Below are 21,664 nucleotides of genomic sequence, written 5' to 3'. Positions count from 1 at the left end.
TGCGGAAACACGAATGGCGGAAGGCAGCAGGAGTCGAACCTACCAGGGAACGATCGACGCCCCCTACTGGGTTTGAAGCCCAGCCGCATGCCCGGATGCGCATGCCTTCCGAAAGTACGGCGGTACCGGTGGGCTCAGTCGCGGGCTGCGTTCCACTGCAGGTCGCCGCGCGGCCGATGCTGGTCACCGACGCGTCGAGTGTAGCCAACGCGATTGAAGAACTCCAAGATCTGGATGCTGCGTTTGCGGCCCAGGCCGATGGCATCGCGGAAGGCCGCCGCATCCACCGTGCCGCTGGCCTGTGACAGCTGCGCGACGATCGCGGCCAGCTCGGCGATGCGGGCCGGCGCATAGAACAGGTCCGGTACCACCTGGAACAGATCGCCGCGCGCTGCGGCCCGGCGCAGGACCGCCCGGACATCGTCCTCGGCCAGACCGATCTCGGCGGCCAGGGTGCGCACCCATGGCGGATCAAAGCTACCGGCATGCAGTTGCGGAAGCACACGTTCCAGTAGAAGTCGTTCGCGTTCCGGTGGTGCATGGTTGTGACCGGGCAGGCGCCACCAGGCGCCCACGCGTTGCAGCGTGCCGTCGGCGAGCAGGTCCTGCAGGAGAGCCGTCCAGAGGCTCGCTGCAAGGGAGGGTAGGGTGCTGCGCTGCAGGCGGCCGCTGTCGACGCCGGGTTCGTCCGGGCGTCGCTCGTGCCAGCCGCGCAGCGAGGCGATCACCTGCTCGCGTAATGCCTGCCAGTGCGAGGCGAGGATGATCACCGTGTCATCGCGGGTGACGATACGCTGTGCGTCCGCAGGCAGATCGATCTGGTCGGCGGCGCGCCGGCAGTAGCGCTGCAACGCGGCCATGGCAATGCCGAAGGGAGCCTGCTGCAACAGCGGGCCGATTCCCGCACCTGCGGCCAGCTGTTCCAGCGCCCCAAGCCAAGCGAGCCGTGCCGGGCTGCGCCGGCGCCGCTGTGGCGGGTCCGGGTCGAGCACGATGCCACCGCCCAGCGTGTGGGTCGCGGCTGAATCACGGGCGATGAAGCGATCACCACACATCGCACAGACCGGCGCCTCGAAGACCAGCTGCACAAGCTGCCCATTGCCGCGATCGTCGTCTTCCAGCAATACCACATGGGCCTGCCGGTGCATCGTGCCCCAGTGGATGTGCAGGGGTGCCCAGTCACGCAACGGTGCGGCCAGCGCGGAAAGCCGCAGCCGCACATCGATGCGGGTGGTGGCCAGCAGCGCGCGCGGGTCGGCGATCCAGTCGCCACGATGAATCTCGTCGCGGGCGATGGCGGCCAGGTTCAACGCGCAGCGCTGCCCAGCCATGGCGTGTTCGCTGGGCTGGTTCTGCGCGTGGATGCTGCGCACGCGGACATCGGTGGCGGCGGGCATCAGTTGCAGGTGCTCGCCCACCGTGGCGACGCCGCCATGCACCGCGCCGGTCACCAATGTGCCGTGGCCCGCCAACGAGAACACGCGGTCCACCGGCATGCGGAACAGCTCGCTGCGCAGCGCGGCCTGGCGCGCGTTGGCATCGCCCGCGGCCCATGCGTGCAGGTGGGCGCGCAAGGCGTTGATGCCGGCGTCATCGGGGGAAGTGCTGTTGCAGGCGAATACGGGGGAATCCTGCAGCGGCGTCGCGGCCAGAAGTGCGGCGATCTCGATCTCGACCCGGGCGATGCGCGCGGCGTCCACGCGGTCGATCTTGGTCAGCGCCACCGCGCCGCGATCCACGCCCAGCAATTGCAGGATCGCCAGGTGCTCGCGGGTCTGCGGCATCACGCCGTCGTCAGCGGCGATCACCAGCAGGGCAACATCGATGCCGGTGGCGCCGGCCACCATCGTATGCACGAAGCGCTCATGGCCCGGCACGTCGACGAAGCCCAGCATCGCCTCGGCACTCCCGTCGCCCGTGCTTTCCACCGGGACATAGGCATAGCCCAGTTCGATGGAGATGCCGCGCGTACGTTCTTCCTGCAGGCGATCGGTTTCGATGCCGGTCAGTGCCCGCACCAGGCTTGTCTTGCCATGGTCGATATGCCCGGCGGTGCCGACAATCATGCTTGCAGCGTGCTCCATTGCGCGAGAAAGGCCGCTTCGTCCGCGGATTCCAGGCAGCGCAGATCCAGCCACAGCGCGTCATCGGCGATGCGCCCCAGCACGGGGCGCGGCAGCTGCCGCAGGCGTTTGGCCAAGCGGTCCAGTCCGCCACGGTGCGCAGTGGTGATGCGCAGGCCGGCACTGCCGAGCTGCGCCTGCGGCTGTGCACCGCTGCCGATCTGGCTGTGCATCGACGCCCGTTCAAGCGTGTAGCCGGTCGCCAGCGTGGAACGCATCGGCTGCAGCAGGCGCTGGGCCTGCGCATCAATGTCATCCTGTGTTCGCGAGAGCGTACGCAGTGTCGGCAGCCGCTGTGCCAGCAGTTCCGGCTCCCGGTACAGGGCCAGCACCGCTTCCAGCGCAGCCAGGCCCATCTTGTCCATGCGCAGCGCGCGCTTGAGCGGGTTGCGGTTGATCCGTGCGATCAGGTCGGCGCGACCGGCGATGATGCCGGCCTGAGGCCCGCCCAGCAGCTTGTCGCCGCTGAACGAGACCAGGTCGGCACCGGCCGCCAGTGTTTCCTGCACGGTCGGCTCGTGTGGCAGGTCGAACGTGGCCAGATCGCACAGGCTGCCACTGCCCAGGTCCACCACCAGCGGCAGGCCATGGTCGTGCGCGATGGCCGCCATCGCAGCGGTGTCGACCTTGGCAGTGAAACCTGTGATCGCGTAGTTGCTGGCATGCACTTCCATCAGCAGTGCGGTGCGCGCGCCGATGGCATGGGCGAAGTCGGCGGGGTGGGTGCGGTTGGTGGTACCCACTTCCAGCAGCCGCGCACCGGCGCTGCGCATCACATCGGGAATGCGGAAGGCACCGCCGATCTCCACCAGTTCGCCGCGCGATACCACCACCTCGCGGCGGTTGGCCAGGCTGTTGAGCAGCAGCAGGACCGCCGCGGCATTGTTGTTGACCACGGTGGCGGCTTCGGCGCCGGTCAGCTCGCAGACCAGCGCCTGGACCCGTGCATCGCGGTCGCCGCGGCGGCCGCGGGTGATGTCGAATTCCAGATCGACCGGCGCGGTCATCGCGCGGGTGACCGCCTGCACGGCAGCATCGGGCAACAGCGCGCGGCCCAGGTTGGTATGCAGCACGGTGCCGGTCAGGTTGAACACCGGCTGCAGGTCCAGCCGTGCATCGGCGGCAAGGGCGGCGTCGAGCGCCGCGACCAGAGCCGGGCCCTCAATGGCCTGCTGCAGCTGTCCGGTCGAGAGCTGCGCGGCGCCAATGCGATCACGCAGCACCTGCAGGTGCGAACGCAGCAGCAGGGTGATGCGGCTGCGACCGTGATCTTCGATCAGTGCCGACAGCGCCGGCAGGCGCAGCAGCTTGTCCAGCGAAGGCAGGGCGGCGGCCGATGCCGGGGTGCGGGGCGTGCGTGGCATCGGTCAGTCGCTGTCGGATTGCCACAGCAGTGGATTCTGGCTGGCACGCGCGTAGCCTTCCTCGCCCAGCAGCAGGTCCAGCGCCAGCGTGCCGAGGTCATCGGCCACCGGTTCCAGTGACGGGTCCTTTTCCAGATACAAGATCTTGCGGTAGCTGTGGCAGTGGTCGCAGGTTTCCGCGCGCACCGCGCTCTCGCGCACGGCCTGGCCGGTATCGCCGTCGGCATCGGCCAGGGCGCGGTAGGCGATGTCCTTGCCGGCGGCACCACACTGGCTGCACTGCACGCGCACGTAGTGCCACTGGCAGGCGCACAGCGAGCACGACAGGTAGCGGTAGGAGGCGTAGGGCGGACGAGCCTGCACCACGCTGGTCACGGGCAGGGTGCCGCACAGCGGGCATAGCCCCGGCGCATCGGCCAGCGGCTTCAGGTCGGTGGGGCGGAAGCTGGCCGCCAGCACTGTCCAGTACACCTGCAATGCGTTCATCACCAGCAGCGCAGCGACTGCGTCGACCGAGGGCGCGTCATCGCGTTCCAGCACAGCGTGAGCCTGTGCATCCAGCCAGGCGTCATCGGCAGTGGCCACGCGCAGCAGCTCCTGCCGGGTTTCCACCGGCAGCCCGGCTTCGTCGGCACAGTGCTGGCACATCGTGCGCAGCCAGTCGCGCCAGCGCCCATCCAGTTGCAGTGTGTTGGCTGGCCGCAACGGCATGCCGGCACTGGCGGCCGCACTCGACTGCTGCGCGCGCGCCTGAACCTGCAGCGCCTCGCATTGCTGCGGTGTCAATTCCTCCAGCAGCGCCTGCTGTGCATCGGCCAGCGCCGCCAGCAGTTGCAGGTAGCCGCCGATGGCACTGTGCGCGGCCAGGCTGCGCAGGCGCGCCGCGCGCGTAGCGAACAGTGACTCGGTATCGGGCAGGATGATGCGCGGCACGTCGCGCGAGGCGAGCGTCTCGATCTCACCGGGTTCAAGGATGCGTTGCGCCATGCAGGGCCAGCCAGAAGAACCAGCCTCCATCCTCGCCGTTGTAGGCGCCGGCGTCCAGCGCACAGCCGGCCATTTGAATGCTTGGGGTCAGATCCGTTTTCCATAGGAAAACGGATCTGACCCCATCGGTTGTTGCCGTGTTCATCGTGTCGACCAAGGTCGACACCCACCAACAGCACCGGGAAACTGTCGAAGGCGGGGTGGGTCCGGTTGCGGGGGTGTCCGCGGCATGGATGCCGCGGCCAAGCCCCCATGGACGGGTTTACGGCGTCCCCCGCAACCGGACCCACCCCGCCATCCCACGGATAGCAGCTGTTGCTGTTGCCTTGGCTTGAGGCGGGTGCAGGGCCGCAGGCCCTGCCGCTAACCCTGTTCCCGACGCCCGCGCAGGATGTCCCGGAACCACTGCCGGTGGTGCTTGTACGCCCACCCATAGGTCACCTTGCCCTGGGTCATCGCCCGCACCGAGCCCTTGATCCAGATCGCCGCATAGATGTGCACCACGATCGCGCAGACCAGCACCCAGCCAAACAGCGCGTGGGCCAGCACCGAGAAGCGGATCAGCCCGATCGGGAAGAAGTGGCTGAAGTACTGCCGCCAGATCACGAAGCCGGTCAGCAGCAGCGCCGACAGGCAACCGATGATGGCCCAGAACAGCAGCTTCTGGCCGGCATTGAAGCGGCCCACCGGCGGCAGCTTTTCGTCCTCGTTGCGCAGCACATCACGCATGCCGCGCATCCACTTGCCATCGTCGGCGGTTGGCAGATTGTCGCGCCACATACGGAAAGCCAGCAGCGCAAAACCCACCACCATGGCCAGCCCGATGAACGGATGCAGGATGCGCGTCCATGGTCCGCCACCGAACAGCTGGGTCAACGGGAACAGGGCAGGGTGGAACAACGCCAGCCCGGACAGTGCCGTCAGCACGAAGCAGATCGCCACGATCCAATGATTGATGCGGGTCGGCGCGCGGTAGCGGATGATCTGCCGCGGGTGCGGGGCGTACTTCATGGCCGCTGCTCCTCTTCGATCTTCTTCGCCTCGTGCTCGGCTTCCTCTTCTTCCTCGTCATTGACCGTGTTGCGGCCGATGCCGATGTAATGCAGGAAGCCGGCGAAGGCGGTGGCGGCAATCGCCAGCACGCCCAGCGGCTTGGCCACGCCCTTCCAGACCTCCACCATCGGGCTGATGCGCGGGTCCTTGGGCAGGTCGGCGTACAGCTCCGGCTTGTCCACATGCTGCAGCACGTACATCACGTGGGTGCCGCCAACGCCCTGCGGGTCGTACAGGCCAGCATTCTCGTAGCCGCGCGATTTCAGGTCTTCCACGCGTCCAGCCGCGTGCTCGGTCATCGCCTGCTTGCTGCCGAAGGTGATCGCACCGGTCGGGCAGGTCTTCACGCACGCCGGTTCCTGGCCTACCGCCACCCGGTCCGAACACAGCGTGCACTTGTAGGCCTTGTGGTCCTTCTTGGAGATGCGCGGCACGTCGAACGGGCAACCGGTCACGCAGTAGCCGCAGCCGATGCAGTTCTCTTCCTGGAAGTCGACGATGCCGTTGGCGTACTGGATGATCGCGCCCGGCGACGGGCAGGCCTTCAGGCAGCCCGGATCGCTGCAGTGCATGCAGCCTTCCTTGCGGATCAGCCACTCCAGCTTGCCTTTCTCGTCCTCGTACTCGCGGAACTTCATCACCGTCCACGACTGTTCGCTCAGGTCGGGCGGGTTGTCATAGCTGCCGACGCAGCTGCCGACCTCGTCGCGCAGGTCGTTCCACTCCATGCAGGCGACCTGGCAGGCCTTGCAGCCGATGCACTTGCTCACATCGATCAGCTTGGCGACCTGGCCGGTGTGCGCGCCACGCGCCTCTGGCGAAGGCGTGGTGGTGGCCGAGCGGCGGATGATGTCCAGGGATTGCAGTGACATGGCGTGTCTCCTACACCTTCTCGACCTTGACCAGGATGCACTTCGATTCGGGCGTCTGCGAGTTGCCGTCACCGATGGCGTTGGTCAGCGTATTGGCGATGTATCCGGGCTTGGCTGCACCGAGGAAGCCCCAGTGGATCGGCACGCCCACCTGGTGCACGGTCCGGCCATCGATCTGCAGGGCCTTGATGCGCTTGGTCACCATGGCCACCGCTTCGATGTGGCCGCGCTTGGAGCTGACCCGCACGCGGCTGCCGTTGTTGATGCCCAGCTCGTCGGCCAACGCCGCGCCGATCTCGACGAACTGCTCGGGCTGGATGATCGCGTTGAGCTTGCCGTGCTTGGTCCAGAAGTGGAAATGCTCGGTCAGGCGGTAGGTGGTGGCCACATGCGGGAATTCATCCGGCGAACCGATCTGGGCACGGTCACTGGCGAACACGCGTGCTGCCGGGTTGTTCAGCGTCAACGTCTGGCCGGGGCTGAGCGGGTTGCTGCGCAGGGGCGTGTCGAACGGCTCGTAGTGCTCTGGGAACGGTCCCTCGGCCATGCCGGCCTTGGCGAAGAAGCGGGCGATGCCTTCCGGGTTCATGATGAACGGACCCATGCCGCCGGCAGGATCTTCGTCGGCCTTGAAGTCCGGCACGTCCACGCTGCCCCAGTTCTTGCCGTTCCATGCCAGCAGCGTGCGGCGCGGATCGAATGGTTGGCCAGCCACGTCGCACGAAGCGCGGTTGTACATCACGCGGCGGTTGGCCGGCCATGCCCATGCCCAGCCCAGCGTGTTGCCGATGCCGGTAGGGTCGCTGTTGTCACGCCGCGCCATCATGTTGCCAGTCGGGCCCCAGGCACCGATGTAGATCCAGCAGCCGGAGGAGGTGCTGCCGTCGTCGCGCAGGTCGCCGAACGCGGCCAGCTGCTCGCCGGCCTTGCGCACCAGCTTGGTCGGGTCCTTCGGATCGAACACGTCGGCCAGCGCCTTGCCGTTGTATTCCATCGCCAGTTCTTCCGGCGTCGGCAGTTCCGGGTTGGAATACTTCCAGGCCAGGTCGCGCACCGGCTCCCACCATGCACCGCCGTCCTTCTCGTACATCGCCTTGATGCGATGGAACAGCTCGGACATGATCTCGATGTCGCTGCGCGCTTCGCCCGGCGGATTGGCCCCCTTCCAGTGCCACTGCAGCCAGCGCGAGGAGTTCACCACCGCGCCGTTCTCCTCGGCGAAGGAGGTGGTCGGCAGGCGGAACACTTCGGTTTGGATCGTGCTCGGGTCGACGTCGTTCAGTGCGCCATGGTTCTGCCAGAAGGCGATGGTCTCGGTTTCCAGCGGATCCATGCTGACCATGAATTTCAGCTTGGAGAACGCACTGATCAGCTTGCCCTTGTTCGGCGCCGAGGCCAGCGGATTGAAGCCCTGGCAGATGTAGCCGTGGATCTTGCCCTCGTTCATCAGCTCGTACGCCTGCAGCATGTCGTACGGCTTGTCGAGCTTGGGCAGGTGGTCGAAGCACCAGTTGTTGTCGGCGGTGGCGGCGTCGCCCCACCACGACTTCATCAGGCTGACGTGGAACTTCGGGTAGTTCTGCCAGAACGACATCTGGTTGGCGCGCAGGGGCTTCTGCGTGCGCTTGGCGATGTAGGCGTCGTAGTCCTGCTCGTCCTGTTTCGGCAGCGTCAGGTAGCCGGGCAGCAGGTCGGACATCAGGCCGATGTCAGTCAGGCCCTGGATGTTGGAATGCCCGCGCAGCGCGTTCATGCCACCACCGGCCACGCCGATGTTGCCCAGCAGCAGCTGCACCATGGTGCCGGCGCGCACGTTCTGCGCACCCACCGAGTGCTGCGTCCAGCCCAGCGCGTACAGGATGGTCATCGCCTTGTCCTTGCCGGCGGTGGACGCGATCATCTCCCAGACCTGGCGGATGCTGTCGGCGGGCGTGCCGCAGATGCGTTCGACCATCTCCACGGTGTAGCGCGCGTAGTGCTGCTTGAGCAGGGTGTAGACGCAGCGCGGGTCCTTCAGCGTCGGGTCGCTGCGCACGAAGCCATCGTCACCGTACGCATAGTCCCAGCTGGAACGGTCGTAGCTGCGCTTCTCTTCGTTGTACCCCGAATACAGGCCGTCCTTGAAGGCGAATTCGTCCTTCACCAGGAACGACATGTCGGTGTAATTCAGCACGTACTCGTGCTGGATGCGGTCCTCCGTCAACAGGTAGTTGATCAGGCCGCCCAGGAACACGATGTCGGTGCCGGTACGGATCGGCGCGTACACGTCGGCCACCGCGGCCGAGCGGTTGAAGCGCGGATCGACCACGATCAGCCGGGCCTTGTTGTGTGCCTTGGCCTCGGTCACCCATTTGAACCCGCACGGATGCGCCTCGGCGGCATTGCCACCCATGATCAGGATCAGGTCGGCATTCTTGATGTCGACCCAGTGATTCGTCATCGCACCACGGCCTAGCGTCGGGGCAAGACCTGCCACCGTCGGGCCGTGTCAGACACGTGCCTGGTTGTCGAATGCCAACATGCCAAGGGAGCGGACGACCTTGTGGGTCAGCACCGCGGTTTCATTGCTGGTGGCCGAGGCTGCCAGCATGCCGGTGGTCAGCCAGCGGTTGACCGTCTGCCCGGCTTCGTTCTTCTGCACGAAGTTGGCATCGCGGTCTTCCTTCATCAGCCGCGCGATGCGGTCCAGCGCATCGTCCCAGCTCAGCCGCTTCCACTCGTTCGAGCCCGGCGCCCGGTACTCGGGGTAGAGCAGGCGCGACTTGCTGTGGATGATGTCGGCCAGGCCCGCACCCTTCGGGCACAGCGTGCCGCGGTTGACCGGATGGTCCGGGTCGCCCTCGATATGGAAGATGCTCGGCTCGGCGTTCTTGGCGCCATCGCCGAGGCTGTACATCAGGATGCCGCAGGCCACCGAACAGTAGGTACAGGTGTTGCGGGTCTCGGTCGCGCGGGTCAGCTTGTACTGCCTGACCTCCGCGAGCGCGATGCCGGGCGCGAAGCCCATCAATGCCAGACTGGAGCCGACCAGGGTTGTCCCGGTCACTTTCAGGAACTGGCGGCGGCTCATCGATGGCATGCCGTTCTCCTGGGATGGCGGGGAGGCGCAGGCCTCCGGGCTGTCGTTGGGTACGGCCCGGTTATAGCACAGGCCCCCGGATGCCCATGTGGCACAAGGCCCGGCGCCTGCCGGACGGGCGCGCAAAGGGGCCGCTCTGGTAAAGTTGCGTGCCCGCACCCCGGGGAAGCGTCTGCCGGGCCTGGTTCCAGGATGTTCCGCGCAGCCCCCGCCGTCCTGGCGCGATCCTCCGCGCCGGATCTGGAACACCGAGGAAAAATCTTGCGAAATCAACCCGTTGGATCCCCCGCATGAGCGCCCCATCGAAGCCGTCGGACGCCGTTGCGCGCGGCACGCTGTACATCGTTGCGGCCCCGTCCGGCGCCGGCAAGAGCAGCATCGTCAATGCCACCCTGGCGCGTGACCCGCAGATCGCCCTGTCGATCTCCTTCACCTCGCGCGCGATGCGCCCGGGTGAGGTGAACGGCCAGCACTACCATTTCGTCTCTGCGGAGAAGTTCGAGGAAATGATCGCCGCCGGCGACTTCTTCGAGCATGCCTGGGTGCACGGCGACTGGAAGGGCACCGCCCGCCAGTCGGTGGAACCGCAGCTGGCCGCCGGCCAGGACGTGCTGCTGGAGATCGACTGGCAGGGCGCGCAGCAGGTGCGCCAGCTGGTGCCGGGCACGGTCACCGTGTTCATCCTGCCGCCGTCAAAGCAGGCCCTGCAGGACCGCATGCGCAAGCGCGGCCAGGACAGCGAGGCGGTCATCGCCCAGCGCCTGGGTGCGGCCCGCGATGAAATGCTGCACTTCAACGAGTTCGACTACGTGATCGTCAACGAGGTGTTCGACACCGCCGTGGACGAGCTGTGCGCCATCTTCACCGCCAGCCGCCTGCGCCGGGAGGCCCAGAAGGTCCGCCACGCCGGCCTGATCCAGGCCCTGCTGACCCCTGATCCGGGCGCAACTGACTGATTCCAAAAGAATCGGGTAGGGGTTGGCTTGATTTTGTCCAGCCCCTGCCAGTACACTCCGTCCCCTTTCCCTCATTCGACTGAGCGGCCGACCGGTCGCCGGGAGCCCGTATGGCCCGCATCACCGTAGAAGATTGCCTGGAAGTCGTTAACAACCGTTTCGAACTGGTCATGATGGCTTCCAAGCGTGCCCGCCAGCTCGCCAACGGCGTGCAGGCCACGCTGGACAACAGCGAGACCGAGGACAAGCCGACCGTGCTGGCGCTGCGCGAAATCGCCGCCCGCAAGATCGACAACGCGCTGATCGACGAAGTCGAGAAGGCCGAGCGTGAGCGCGCCGAGCGCGAAGCGCTGGAGTGGGCTGCTGCGGAAGTGGTCGCCGACGAAGACATGTCCAAGAACGACGATTGATCGCATCGATCAACGTAATCGTTGGATGTGCCGAAACAGCCCGCCCCGTGCGGGCTGTTTCGCATTCAGGATTTGCCGTAAACGTCGCGCTGGAATAGGCTGCGGGCATGAACCCAGGCCCCACTGCCAAGGTCGCCGCAGCCCCCGCTGCCGCCGTACCCGACTACGTCCTCCAGCTTGAACGCGCCGCCCATTACCTGCCGCCGGAACAGCTGCCGCTGTTGCGCCGTGCCTGGGAAGTCGGAGCCTCCGCGCATGCTGGGCAGACGCGCAAGTCGGGCGAGCCCTATATCACCCATCCGGTGGCCGTGGCCCAGGTGCTGGCCGAGCTCGGCCTGGACGTGGAAGCGCTGATTGCCGCGATCCTGCACGACACCATCGAAGACACCCCGCTGACCCGTGAGGCACTGGCTGCCGAGTTCGGCGAAGCCGTGGCCGAACTGGTCGACGGCGTCACCAAGCTGGACAAGCTGAAGTTCCGCGACCGCCAGGAAGCGGCTGCCGAGAGCTTCCGCAAGATGCTGCTGGCGATGTCGCGCGACCTGCGCGTGATCATGATCAAGCTGGCCGACCGCCTGCACAACATGCGCACGCTGGGCGCGCAGAGCCGCGAAGCGCGCGGCCGCATCGCCCGCGAGACGCTGGAGATCTACGCGCCCATCGCCCAGCGCCTGGGCATGAGCCTGGTCAAGAGCGAGTTGCAGAACCTGGGGTTCAAGGCGCTGTACCCGTGGCGCCACGCCATCATCGAAAAACACATCCGCAGCCAGCCGGTGGTGCGCCGCGAGGCGATGGCGCAGGTGGAAGTGCAGCTGTCACAGCGCCTGGCCAAGGAGGGGATCGAGCATCGGCTGATCAGCCGCATCAAGACCCCGTGGAGCATCTACAACAAGATGCGCGACGAGAACAAATCCTTCGACCAGGTGATGGATGTGTTCGGCTTCCGCCTGGTCGTGCGCAGCGTGCCCAGCTGCTACCACGCGCTGGGCTCGGTGCATGCCACCTTCAAGCCGCTGGATGGTCGCTTCCGCGACTTCATCGCCATTCCCAAGGCCAACGGTTACCAGTCGCTGCACACGGTGCTGTTCGGGCCGTATGGCTCGCCGATCGAAGTGCAGATCCGTACCGAGGAAATGGACCTGATCGCTGAACGCGGCGTGGCCGCGCACTGGACCTACAAGTTCGGTGGCGATTCGCCCAACAGCGCGCAGAGCCGCGCGCACGCCTGGATCGTCGAACTGATCGATTCGCAGCGTGCTGCCGGGTCCTCGCTGGAATTCCTCGACAACGTCAAGGTCGACCTGTTCCCGGACGAGGTCTACCTGTTCACGCCGAAGGGCAAGATCCTGGCCCTGCCGCGCAATTCCACCGCGCTCGATTTCGCCTACGCCGTGCATACCGATGTCGGCAACATGGCGGTGGCCTCGCGCGTGGACAAGAAACTGGTGCCGCTGCGCACCAAGCTGGTGTCCGGGCAGTCGGTGGAGATCATCACCGCACGCTCGGCCACGCCGAAACCGCAGTGGCTGGAATTCGTGGTCACCAGCAAGGCGCGCACCGCCATCCGCCACCAGCTCAAGCAGCTGGAGCACGAAGACGCCGTGCAGCTGGGCCATCGCATGCTCGACCGTGCGCTGGAAGCGATGGATTCGTCGCTGGAGCGGCTGCCGAAGGGGCGCCTGGATGCGTTCCTGGCCGAACACCGCTTCCCGCGCCTGGAGGCGCTGCTGGCCGAGGTCGCACTGGGCAACTGGATGCCGACCCAGGCCGCGCAGGCGCTGATGGCCTACGCCGAACTGCGTGGCGGCCCGCACTCGCGCCACCATTCGCAGGAGAAGATCCTGATCAATGGCAGCGAGCGTGGCGTGGTCACCTTCGCTGGCTGCTGCCAGCCGATTCCCGGCGACGAGATCATGGGTTACCACACCGCCGGCAAGGGCATCGTGGTGCACCGCATGGACTGCCCGAACCTGGCCGAGCTGCGCAAGTCGCCCGAGCGCTGGGTGCCGATCGGCTGGGATACCACCGTCTCCGGCGACTACGACACCTCGCTGGTGGTGGAAGTGGAGAACGGCACCGGCGTGCTGGCGCAGCTGGCCGCCGCCATCGCGCAGAGCCATTCCAACATCGAGCGCGTGGACTACCTGGACCGCGACTTCAACGCTGCCGTGCTGGCGTTCAACATCCAGGTACGCGACCGCAACCACCTGGCCGAAGTGATGCGCCGCCTGCGCCGCCTGTCGGTCGTGCAGTCGGTACGCCGCCAGTAGATCCACGCCATGCGTGGATGATTGCGCACTCGCCGGGAATGGCCCGTCGCTACCGGTTGCATCGCAGTAGATCCATGCCAAGCGTGGATGTTCCCGGTAGTGCCGACCGCTGGCCGGCAACTTCGCGTTGCTTCCGACGTTCATGGGGTTGCCGGCCAGCGGCCGGCACTACCGAAGCGGCGCGGTAGATCCACGCAATGCGTGGATGCAGCCCCACCCGGTACAATCACCGCTCTGTTTTCCCCCAAGCACCGGAGCGACCCATGTCCCGCCAGATCATCAACACCGAAAAGGCCCCCGCCGCCATCGGCCCGTACTCGCAGGCCGTGCGCGCCGGCAACACCGTGTACTTCTCCGGCCAGATCCCGCTCGACCCGGCCACCGGCGACATCGTCGGCGCCGGCGACGTCGAAGCGCAGGCCCGTCGCGCCTTTGACAACCTCAAGGCCGTGGCCGAAGCCGCCGGCGGCTCGCTGGACAAGGTTGTGCGTCTGGGCCTGTACCTGACCGACCTGGGCGAGTTCGCCAAGGTCAACGCGGTCATGCAGGACTACTTCCAGGCCCCGTACCCGGCCCGTTCCACCATCGAAGTCTCCGGCCTGCCGAAGGGCGCCAACTTCGAGGTCGACGCGGTGATGGTCATCGACTGACCGCCACGTGGCACGCAAGGCGGCGGTCACTCCGGTACTGTCACCGTCCGGCGAAGCATCCCTGGCGATGCTCGCGGGCGTCGGTCCGGCTGTGGCCGCCAAACTGCAGGCGCGTGGCCTGGCCACCCTGCAGGATCTCTGGCTTCACCTGCCGCTGCGCTATGAAGACCGGACCCGGCTGACCCGCATCGAAGACCTGCGTTCGGGCGTACCGGCGCAGGTGGAAGTGCGGGTGGTCGCGGTCGAGCGCGGCATGCGCTACCGGCCGATGCTGAAGGTCGCCGTGGAAGACGAAGGGCAGGGCAGCCTGGTGCTGCGCTTCTTCCATTTCCGCCAGCAGCAGGTCGGCCAGTTCGCAGTCGGCAACCGACTGCGCTGCTTTGGCACGCCCAAGCCTGGCCACCTCGGCCTGGAAATCGTCCACCCCAGCTACCAGGTGCTGGGCCGCAACGACGATCCCGAACTCGGCGACCGCCTCGACCCGGTGTATCCCACCGTCGAAGGCGTCGGCCCGATGACCATGCGCAAGCTGATCGGCCAGGCCCTGGATCGACTGCCCGAGGAAAGCACGCTGGAACTGCTGCCCAGCGGCTGGCTGGATGGCCTTGGCCTGCCGTCACTGCGCAGCGCGCTGCTGACCGTGCACCGGCCGCCACCAGATGCCGACCTGGCCGCGCTGGCCGCCGGCACCCACCCGGCGCAGCGCCGCCTGGCGATGGAAGAACTGCTGGCCCATCACCTCAGCCTGCGCCGCCAGCGCATTGCCTTGCAGGCACACCATGCACCGCCGCTGGCCGGTCCTGGCAAGCTGGCCAAGGCGCTGCTGAAGCAGCTGCCATTCGCGCTGACCGGTGCGCAGGCGCGGGTGTTCAAGCAGATCCGCGAAGACCTCGCACGCCCCAGCCCGATGCTGCGGCTGGTGCAGGGCGATGTGGGTTCCGGCAAGACCGTGGTCGCCGCGCTGGCCGCCATGCTGGCGGTGGAGCAGGGCAAGCAGGTCGCGCTGGCTGCGCCGACTGAACTGCTGGCCGAACAGCATCTCAACAACCTGCGCGGCTGGCTGGAACCGCTGGGCGTGCGCATCGCCTGGCTGGCCGGGAAGGTCACCGGCAAGGCGCGCGCCAAGGTGATGGAGCAGGTCGCCAGCGGCGAAGCGCAGGTGGTGGTCGGTACCCATGCACTGATGCAGGAGGCGGTGGTATTCCAGGATCTGGCCCTGGCCATCGTCGACGAGCAGCACCGCTTCGGCGTGCACCAGCGCTTGGCCCTGCGCGACAAGGGCGCGGGCGCGCACAACGTGCCGCACCAGCTGGTGATGACCGCCACGCCGATTCCACGCACGCTGGCGATGTCCGAATACGCGGACCTGGACGTGTCGGCCATCGACGAACTGCCGCCGGGGCGCACGCCGGTGCAGACCGTCGCCCTCAACAATGACCGTCGCCCGGAACTGATCGAGCGCATCGCGCTGGCCTGCGAGGAAGGGCGGCAGGTGTACTGGGTGTGCACGCTCATCGAGGAAAGCGAAGAACTGGATGCCACCCCCGCGCAGGCCACCTACGAATCGCTGCAGGCGCTGCTGCCGGGCGTGCGCGTCGGGCTGGTGCATGGTCGCCTGAAGGCCGCCGAGAAGCTGGCGACGATGGTGGCGTTCAAGGCCGGTGAGATCGACCTGCTGGTGGCGACCACCGTGATTGAAGTGGGCGTGGATGTGCCGAACGCCTCGCTGATGGTGATCGAGAACGCCGAGCGCCTCGGCTTGGCCCAGCTGCACCAGCTGCGCGGCCGCGTCGGTCGTGGTTCGGCGGTATCGCGCTGCGTGCTGCTGTACCAGGCGCCGCTTTCGCAGATGGCGCGCGAGCGCCTGCAGACCATGCGCGAAACCAACGATGGTTTCGTCATCGCCGAGAAGGATCTGGAACTGCGTGGCCCCGGCGAACTGCTCGGCACCCGCCAGACCGGCCTGGCCGGTTTCCGCATCGCCGACCTGGCCCGCGATGCCGGGCTGCTGCCCGGCGTCCACGCGCTGGCCGAGCGACTGCTGGACCAGCAGCCCGCGTTGGCCGATCGCGTGGTGCAGCGCTGGATCGGCACCGCCGTGCGTTACGCCTCGGCGTAATGCCGCCTTGGTGGGTGTGGTCCTTGGTCGACACATTCACGCATGGCGTGGATCTACTGTAGAGCCGAGCTCACGCTCGGCTGCTTTTCGCGCTGCGCGCGTGAGTCGAGCACGGCTCGACTCTACAGAGAGCCGCTTCGATCATTTACATGTTCCTCCACGCATTGCGTGGATGTGTCGACCAAGGTCGACACCTACCAGAGCAGAACGCCGTTCAGAGCAGAACGCCGTCCCGACAGACCGCGGGAAATTGTCGAAGGCGGGGTGGGTCCGGTGGCGGGGGCGTGAGCGCCATGGATGGCGCGACCGAGGCTACATGGATGTATTCACGCCGTCCCCCGCCATCGGACCCACCCCGCCATCCCACGGATAGCCTGCTTTTGACGTTGCTGTTGAAGTTGCCGGCCAGCGGCCGGCACTACCGCTTCGGCGGGTGCAGGGCGCAGCCCTGCCAGAACCCCCAACCCCCGTACTTGCAACGGTCATCATCCCGGTCCACACTTCGTTGCCGATCTGAAGACGGCAACGATGACCCACAAGATCCCCCTGTTGATCGACACCGACCCCGGTGTGGACGACGCCCTGGCCCTGCTGATGGCCTTTGCCGATGAACGGCATGACGTGGTCGCCCTGACCATCGCCGCCGGCAATGTCGGCCTGCAGTACACCGTCCGCAACGCCCTCAAGCTCTGCGACATCGTCGGCCGCGCCGACGTGCCGGTGTTTGCCGGAAGCCCGGATCCGCTGCTGCATCCCTCCGTCGACGCTGCCCACGTGCATGGCCGTGACGGCTATGGTGACGTGGACCTGCCGCCGCCGAGCCGCCGGGCTGAGGCCGAGCACGCTGCGCTGGCCATCCTGCGCCTGTCGCACGAGCATGCCGGCGAACTGATGCTGGTGATGCTCGGCCCGCTGACCAACCTGGCGCTGGCACTGAAGCTGGACCCGACCCTGCCCCAGCGCATCAAGCGCATCGTGGTGATGGGCGGGGCGGTCACCTGCCACGGCAACATCACCCCGGCGGCCGAATTCAACATCGCCTTCGATCCGGAAGCGGCGCACGTGGTGTTCACCTCGTTCAAGCACCTGCTGGTGTCGGACTGGGAGGCCACCGTCGCCCACGGCCTGCCGCTGGAAGAAGCCGAGAAATGGCTGCAGGCCGACTCCGATCGTGCCCGCTTCTACGAGCTGATCTCGCGCAAGACCCGTGGCCTGTCCGAAGACAGCAAGGGCGGCCGCTGGTACACCGCCGACGCGGTCGCCATGGCCTGGGCGCTGAACCCGGAAGGGCAGCTGCAGGTCGAATCGCGGCCGCTGAACGTAGAGCTGAACGGCACGTTCAGCCGCGGCGCCACCATCGTCGACTGGAACCGCCAGACCGGCCAGCCGGACAACTGCGATCTGCTGATGGCCTACGACCAGCAGCGTTTCGAGGCCCTGGTGCGCCAGGCCCTGGGCGCGGACTGAAGCCGATTGACAGGCACCGGTTGCCCCGGGCGGCAACCGGTGCTTATAATGCCGCTCTTGACCACCAGCCCATTTACGGTGTGAGCCCATGAAGGCCGATATCCATCCGAACTACCGCGACGTCGTCTTCCATGACGTCACCTCCGATTTCAAGATCCTGACCCGCTCGACCATGGCGACGAAGGAAACCATCAAGTGGGAAGACGGCAACGACTACCCGCTGGTGAAGGTTGAAATTTCCTCTGCTTCGCACCCGTTCTACACGGGCAAGCACAAGGTCATCGACACCTCGGGCCGTATCGACAAGTTCCAGAAGCGCTACGCGCGCTGATCTGTCGATCCAGCTTCGAACCGACGGCCGCGCTCTGCGCGGCCGTTTGTTTTTCCCCAACGCCAACCCAACGGGCGTTTGGATGGACGGAACACTGCGTTCGTGTGACAACGCTTTTGCCGATCCGGGCCGCTTGCTGGCCGGGTTCTGGCCGCCTGCCGTCTACGACTTCTGTCTAGCGCCGGGCAAATGCTGCTGTGCGATAATGGCGTGATCCCCGGCACAGGCCGAGGACGTCATTCACGTGCCTGACCAATGCGCTTGGGCAGGCGCCTTCCCATGAAGGAGCGCACACAGTGTCCGATCTTGATCAGGTCACGCTCAACGCCGGCGATAAGTCCGTCGTTTTGCCCGTCATCAAACCCACCCTTGGCAACGACTGCGTCGACATCGCGAAGCTGACCAAGGAAACGGGGTTCTTCACCTACGATTCCGGCTTCACCGCGACGGCCAGCTGCAAGTCCGCCATCACTTACATCGACGGCGACAAGGGCGTGCTGCTGTACCGCGGCTACCCGATCGAACAGCTGTCGGAAAAGTCGAGCTACGTCGAAGTGGCCTACCTGCTGATCAACGGCGAGCGCCCGAGCGCCGAGCAGCTGAAGGCCTTCACCGATGAGCTGACCGCCGAAGCCAACGTCGATGATTCGATCAACACGCTGATCGGCAGCTTCGCCAAGGATGCCCACCCGATGGCCATCCTGGCAGCCGCGATCGCGCAGCTGTCGGCCATCTACCACGACTCGCTGGACCTGTCCGACGCCGAACAGCGCCGCCAGGCCGCCGTGCGCCTGATCGCCAAGGTGCCGACCCTGTCGGCGCTGATCTACCGCCACGGCAAGGGCCTGCCGGCCAACAAGCCGGACACCTCGCTGGACTACGTCAGCCGCTTCCTGAAGCAGACCTTCGAGTCGGCTGATGGCCAGTACGATCTGAACCCGGACGTGGTCAAGGCGCTGGACCTGCTGTTCATCCTGCACGCCGACCACGAGCAGAACGCCTCGACCTCGACCGTGCGCCTGGTCGGCTCGACCGGTGCCAACCCGTACGCGTCGGTCGCCGCTGGCGTCACCGCGCTGTGGGGTCCGGCCCACGGCGGTGCCAACGAAGCCGTGCTGAAGATGCTGGAAGAGATCGGCAGCGCCGACAACGTCGAGTCCGCCGTGGTCAAGGCCAAGGACAAGACCTCCGGCTTCCGCCTGATGGGCTTCGGCCACCGCGTGTACAAAAACTTCGACCCGCGCGCCAAGGTCATCGGCGAGATGACCAGCAAGGTGCTCAAGCAGCTGGGCGTGCAGGATCCGCTGCTGGACGTGGCCGTGAAGCTGGAACAGGCCGCGCTGCAGGACGAGTACTTCGTCGCCCGCAAGCTGTACCCGAACGTCGATTTCTACAGCGGCATCATCTACAAGGCGCTGCAGATCCCGACCGAAATGTTCACCGTCATGTTCGCCCTGGGCCGTACCTCCGGCTGGGTCTCGCATTGGCTGGAACAGCAGGTTGACCCGGAAATGAAGATCGGCCGTCCGCGCCAGGTCTACACCGGCAGCGACGTGCGCGACTACCAGGGCTGATCGCCCCGCGTAGGTTGTGCCGAGAACGCCCCGCATCCGCGGGGCGTTTTTTTTTGCTTCGGCTCTGGTGGATACCAACCTTGGTTGGCACGCTTTCGACACTCGCGAAAAACCATTGGTGGGTGCCAACCTTGGTTGGCACGCTTACGACACTCGCGAAAAACCATCGGTAGGTGCCAACCTTGGTTGGCACGCTCTTCACCGCGGCAAGACCGCGTGATTCAGGGGTCTCGCCAGCTTCACAAGCGCTCGCGCAGCCTCAGGACGCCAGCTGCATCCGCAGCATCTGATCCGGAGCGTCCGTCCCATGAGTACCCGATTCGACCCACCCGAGCGCGGCCCGCTCGGCCCTGACGTCGCCACTGTCGTCACCGCCCCTATCGTCGCTCCTCCCAGCGAAAGCGCCGTGTCCTGGGGCGCGATCTTCGCCGGTGCCGCCGCTGCCGCTGCACTCTCCCTCATCCTGCTGATTCTCGGCGTGGGCCTGGGGCTGTCCTCGGTGTCGCCGTGGTCGTTCGAAGGCGTCAGCAAGGAAACCTTCGGTTGGTCCAGCATCATCTGGCTCACCTTCACCGCGCTGGCGGCTTCTGGTCTGGGTGGCTATCTGGCCGGTCGCCTGCGTACCAAGTGGACGCAGATCCACGGCGATGAGACCTACTTCCGCGACACCGCACATGGCTTCGTGTCGTGGGCGGTGGCCACGCTGCTCACCGCCGGTCTGCTCACGTCGGCCATCGGTGGGGTGCTGGGCACGGGCGCGAAGGTGGCAGGTGCCACGGCTGGTGCCGCAGTATCCACCGCCGGCGTTGCCGCAGCGGGCGCCGGTAGCGTTGCGGCGGCTGCGCCGGAAGGCGACCTCAACTACTGGGTGGACTCGCTGTTCCGCAGCGCCACCAGCGCAGGGCCGTCTGATCCTGCAACGCCGCCTCCGCCGGGTGCGCCGATGGATCCGAATGCGGCCCCGCCGCCGCCGGCCGCAAGCGTCGGCCCGCGCGACGCACGCATGGCCGCACCGCCGCGTCCGACGCCCGGCAATGGCCCGATGGGTGATCGCCGCGAAGTGCGTGCCGAGGTGAACCGCATCATCGTCAACAGTCTGCAGGGGGATGGCCTGGACCCGGCCGACACCCAGTACCTGTCCCAGCTGATCGCGCGCGAGACCGGCATGAGTCAGGCCGAAGCGCAGGCGCGCGTGACCGATGTGCAGACGCGCATGCGTGCTGCGCTGGAGAAGGCCAAGAACGCCGCCAAGCAGGCCGCCGACGACGCCCGCAAGGCAGCAGCGTATGCCGCGCTGTGGCTGTTCATCACGCTGCTGATCGGCGCGTTTTTCGCCAGCCTCAGCGCCACCTGGGGCGGCCGCCGTCGCGACCTGTAACCCCCGTTCCATGCAAGGAGACCTGCCATGAAAATGATTCTGCTCTGGTTGTTGGGCGTACCGATTCCGCTGCTGATCCTGTACGCGATCTTCTTCTGATCGCGCGCCAACACGAAGTACCATCAGGCCGCCGAAAGGCGGCTTGATGCCATCCAGTAGATCCATGCCACGCCTGGATAGGCATTTGCAGAGTCAAGCCATGCTCGACTCACGCCCGCCGCGTGAACAGCAGTCGAGCGCGGCTCGATTTTATAAAGGCAAGGCAATGAGGTTTGTTGCATTCCACAAATGAGGGAAATTGCATAACCCTCAAAGATTGAACGCCTTCAAGGATTCTCCTTAACGTTCAATGTTTTAGGAAAGCTTGAATGGCCTGCACAACAAGGGATTCCTAACATTCTCTCCGTCGCCCGCACCCATCCCCGCGGGCGGCGCTTCCCTCCCTTTTCTCCTTGGGGAGGGGAGCTTTCATATTCCCCCTTGTCCGAGAGAGACAACCCATGCACGCCATTATCAAGAAGGCCGCGCTCGCTGCAGCGCTGGCCACGGCTTCGCTGTCCGCGCACGCCGTGGAAACCAAGATCTCCGTCTACGCCGACGTCGACCCGACCCTGGCCCTGCTGCGCGACGATGGCACGCCGCTGCCGGACGCCGTCACCCTGACCCACGATCCGCTGCGTGGCCTGATTCCGGACACCCAGCACGTGCGCATCCACTCCAATGATGAAACGGCCGACATCGAGGCCAAGATCGGCGGTGCATTCGTGTTGGCCAACGGTGACGGCAAGATCACCGTGCCGATGACGGTCAGCCTCAACAACCGGGCACTGGGCCTCACTGCTGTCGAATTCAAGGCAGCCGATCTGTTCACTGGTGCCGGCTCGACCCCGGGCGCTTCGATCTCGATGCCGCTGGTCATCGCCCAGACCGCTCCGGCGCCGCTTACGACCCAGGGTCGCTACTCGGGCGTCGTCAACATCGTGCTGAGCCAGAAGCCCTGATCGAAGGCTTCCCCAGCGCCGGCCCGCATT

The 21,664-nt window shown here is 66.3% G+C and carries 16 protein-coding genes and 1 tRNA gene; 10 read left to right on the top strand and 7 right to left on the bottom strand.

The genetic code is table 11. The annotated features are described in order from the left end of the window. Positions 1–14: 14 nt before the first annotated feature. From EGM71_RS16710 to fdnG, 7 genes are all read right to left on the bottom strand, one after another. Positions 15–110: transfer RNA gene (locus tag EGM71_RS16710), tRNA-Sec, on the bottom strand. 24 nt (positions 111–134) lie between these two features. Further along, a complete protein-coding gene (selB, locus tag EGM71_RS16705; protein ID WP_188485790.1) occupies positions 135–2,066 on the bottom strand; it encodes a selenocysteine-specific translation elongation factor in 1,932 nt (643 codons plus the stop codon). Then, positions 2,063–3,487: an L-seryl-tRNA(Sec) selenium transferase gene (gene selA / locus EGM71_RS16700; RefSeq protein WP_188485787.1), complete on the bottom strand. Its 1,425-nt coding sequence runs from the start codon at positions 3,485–3,487 to the stop codon at positions 2,063–2,065. Before selA ends, selB begins: the two co-directional genes overlap by 4 nt. A gap of 3 nt (positions 3,488–3,490) precedes the next feature. After that, entirely contained in the window at positions 3,491–4,474 is a 984-nt protein-coding gene (gene fdhE, locus EGM71_RS16695) for a formate dehydrogenase accessory protein FdhE (protein WP_188485785.1), read from the bottom strand. A 363-nt stretch (positions 4,475–4,837) separates the two neighbouring features. Beyond that, the gene (locus tag EGM71_RS16690; RefSeq protein WP_188485784.1) at positions 4,838–5,485 is read right to left on the bottom strand and encodes a formate dehydrogenase subunit gamma; all 648 of its coding nucleotides are present in this window, start codon (positions 5,483–5,485) and stop codon (positions 4,838–4,840) included. Next, complete coding sequence (fdxH, locus tag EGM71_RS16685; RefSeq protein ID WP_012481154.1) at positions 5,482–6,399, bottom strand: formate dehydrogenase subunit beta; 918 nt, start codon at positions 6,397–6,399, stop codon at positions 5,482–5,484. Before fdxH ends, EGM71_RS16690 begins: the two co-directional genes overlap by 4 nt. A 10-nt stretch (positions 6,400–6,409) precedes the next feature. Next, the gene (fdnG, locus tag EGM71_RS16680) at positions 6,410–9,478 is read right to left on the bottom strand and encodes a formate dehydrogenase-N subunit alpha (protein WP_188485782.1); all 3,069 of its coding nucleotides are present in this window, start codon (positions 9,476–9,478) and stop codon (positions 6,410–6,412) included. 290 nt (positions 9,479–9,768) lie between these two features. Here fdnG and gmk point away from each other — a divergent pair, with 290 nt between their 5' ends. The 10 genes from gmk to EGM71_RS16630 all read left to right on the top strand — a co-directional run bounded on the left by gmk (position 9,769) and on the right by EGM71_RS16630 (position 21,634). Then, positions 9,769–10,434, top strand: a complete 666-nt coding sequence (gmk, locus tag EGM71_RS16675; protein WP_014038334.1) for a guanylate kinase — start codon at positions 9,769–9,771, stop codon at positions 10,432–10,434. A 110-nt stretch (positions 10,435–10,544) separates the two neighbouring features. After that, a complete protein-coding gene (gene rpoZ / locus EGM71_RS16670; protein WP_005410877.1) occupies positions 10,545–10,844 on the top strand; it encodes a DNA-directed RNA polymerase subunit omega in 300 nt (99 codons plus the stop codon). Between the two features lie 107 nt (positions 10,845–10,951). Then, positions 10,952–13,114: a RelA/SpoT family protein gene (locus tag EGM71_RS16665; protein WP_005410876.1), complete on the top strand. Its 2,163-nt coding sequence runs from the start codon at positions 10,952–10,954 to the stop codon at positions 13,112–13,114. A 263-nt stretch (positions 13,115–13,377) separates the two neighbouring features. Then, entirely contained in the window at positions 13,378–13,764 is a 387-nt protein-coding gene (locus tag EGM71_RS16660; protein WP_005410875.1) for a RidA family protein, read from the top strand. A 7-nt stretch (positions 13,765–13,771) separates the two neighbouring features. After that, a complete protein-coding gene (gene recG, locus EGM71_RS16655) occupies positions 13,772–15,883 on the top strand; it encodes an ATP-dependent DNA helicase RecG (protein WP_188485780.1) in 2,112 nt (703 codons plus the stop codon). Between the two features lie 528 nt (positions 15,884–16,411). After that, positions 16,412–17,350, top strand: coding sequence for a nucleoside hydrolase (locus EGM71_RS16650; protein ID WP_188485778.1), 939 nt, complete (start codon positions 16,412–16,414; stop codon positions 17,348–17,350). A gap of 88 nt (positions 17,351–17,438) precedes the next feature. Continuing rightward, the gene (locus EGM71_RS16645; RefSeq protein WP_010484049.1) at positions 17,439–17,681 is read left to right on the top strand and encodes a type B 50S ribosomal protein L31; all 243 of its coding nucleotides are present in this window, start codon (positions 17,439–17,441) and stop codon (positions 17,679–17,681) included. A gap of 296 nt (positions 17,682–17,977) precedes the next feature. Next, positions 17,978–19,255, top strand: coding sequence for a citrate synthase (locus EGM71_RS16640; protein ID WP_014038331.1), 1,278 nt, complete (start codon positions 17,978–17,980; stop codon positions 19,253–19,255). A gap of 307 nt (positions 19,256–19,562) precedes the next feature. Further along, positions 19,563–20,633, top strand: coding sequence for a hypothetical protein (locus tag EGM71_RS16635; protein ID WP_188485776.1), 1,071 nt, complete (start codon positions 19,563–19,565; stop codon positions 20,631–20,633). A gap of 500 nt (positions 20,634–21,133) precedes the next feature. Continuing rightward, a complete protein-coding gene (locus EGM71_RS16630) occupies positions 21,134–21,634 on the top strand; it encodes a CS1 type fimbrial major subunit (RefSeq protein WP_188485774.1) in 501 nt (166 codons plus the stop codon). Positions 21,635–21,664: the final 30 nt, after the last annotated feature.

Source organism: Stenotrophomonas maltophilia (assembly GCF_006970445.1).
Classification (GTDB): domain Bacteria; phylum Pseudomonadota; class Gammaproteobacteria; order Xanthomonadales; family Xanthomonadaceae; genus Stenotrophomonas; species Stenotrophomonas maltophilia_AU.
This window is presented reverse-complemented; position numbering and strand designations above follow the sequence as displayed.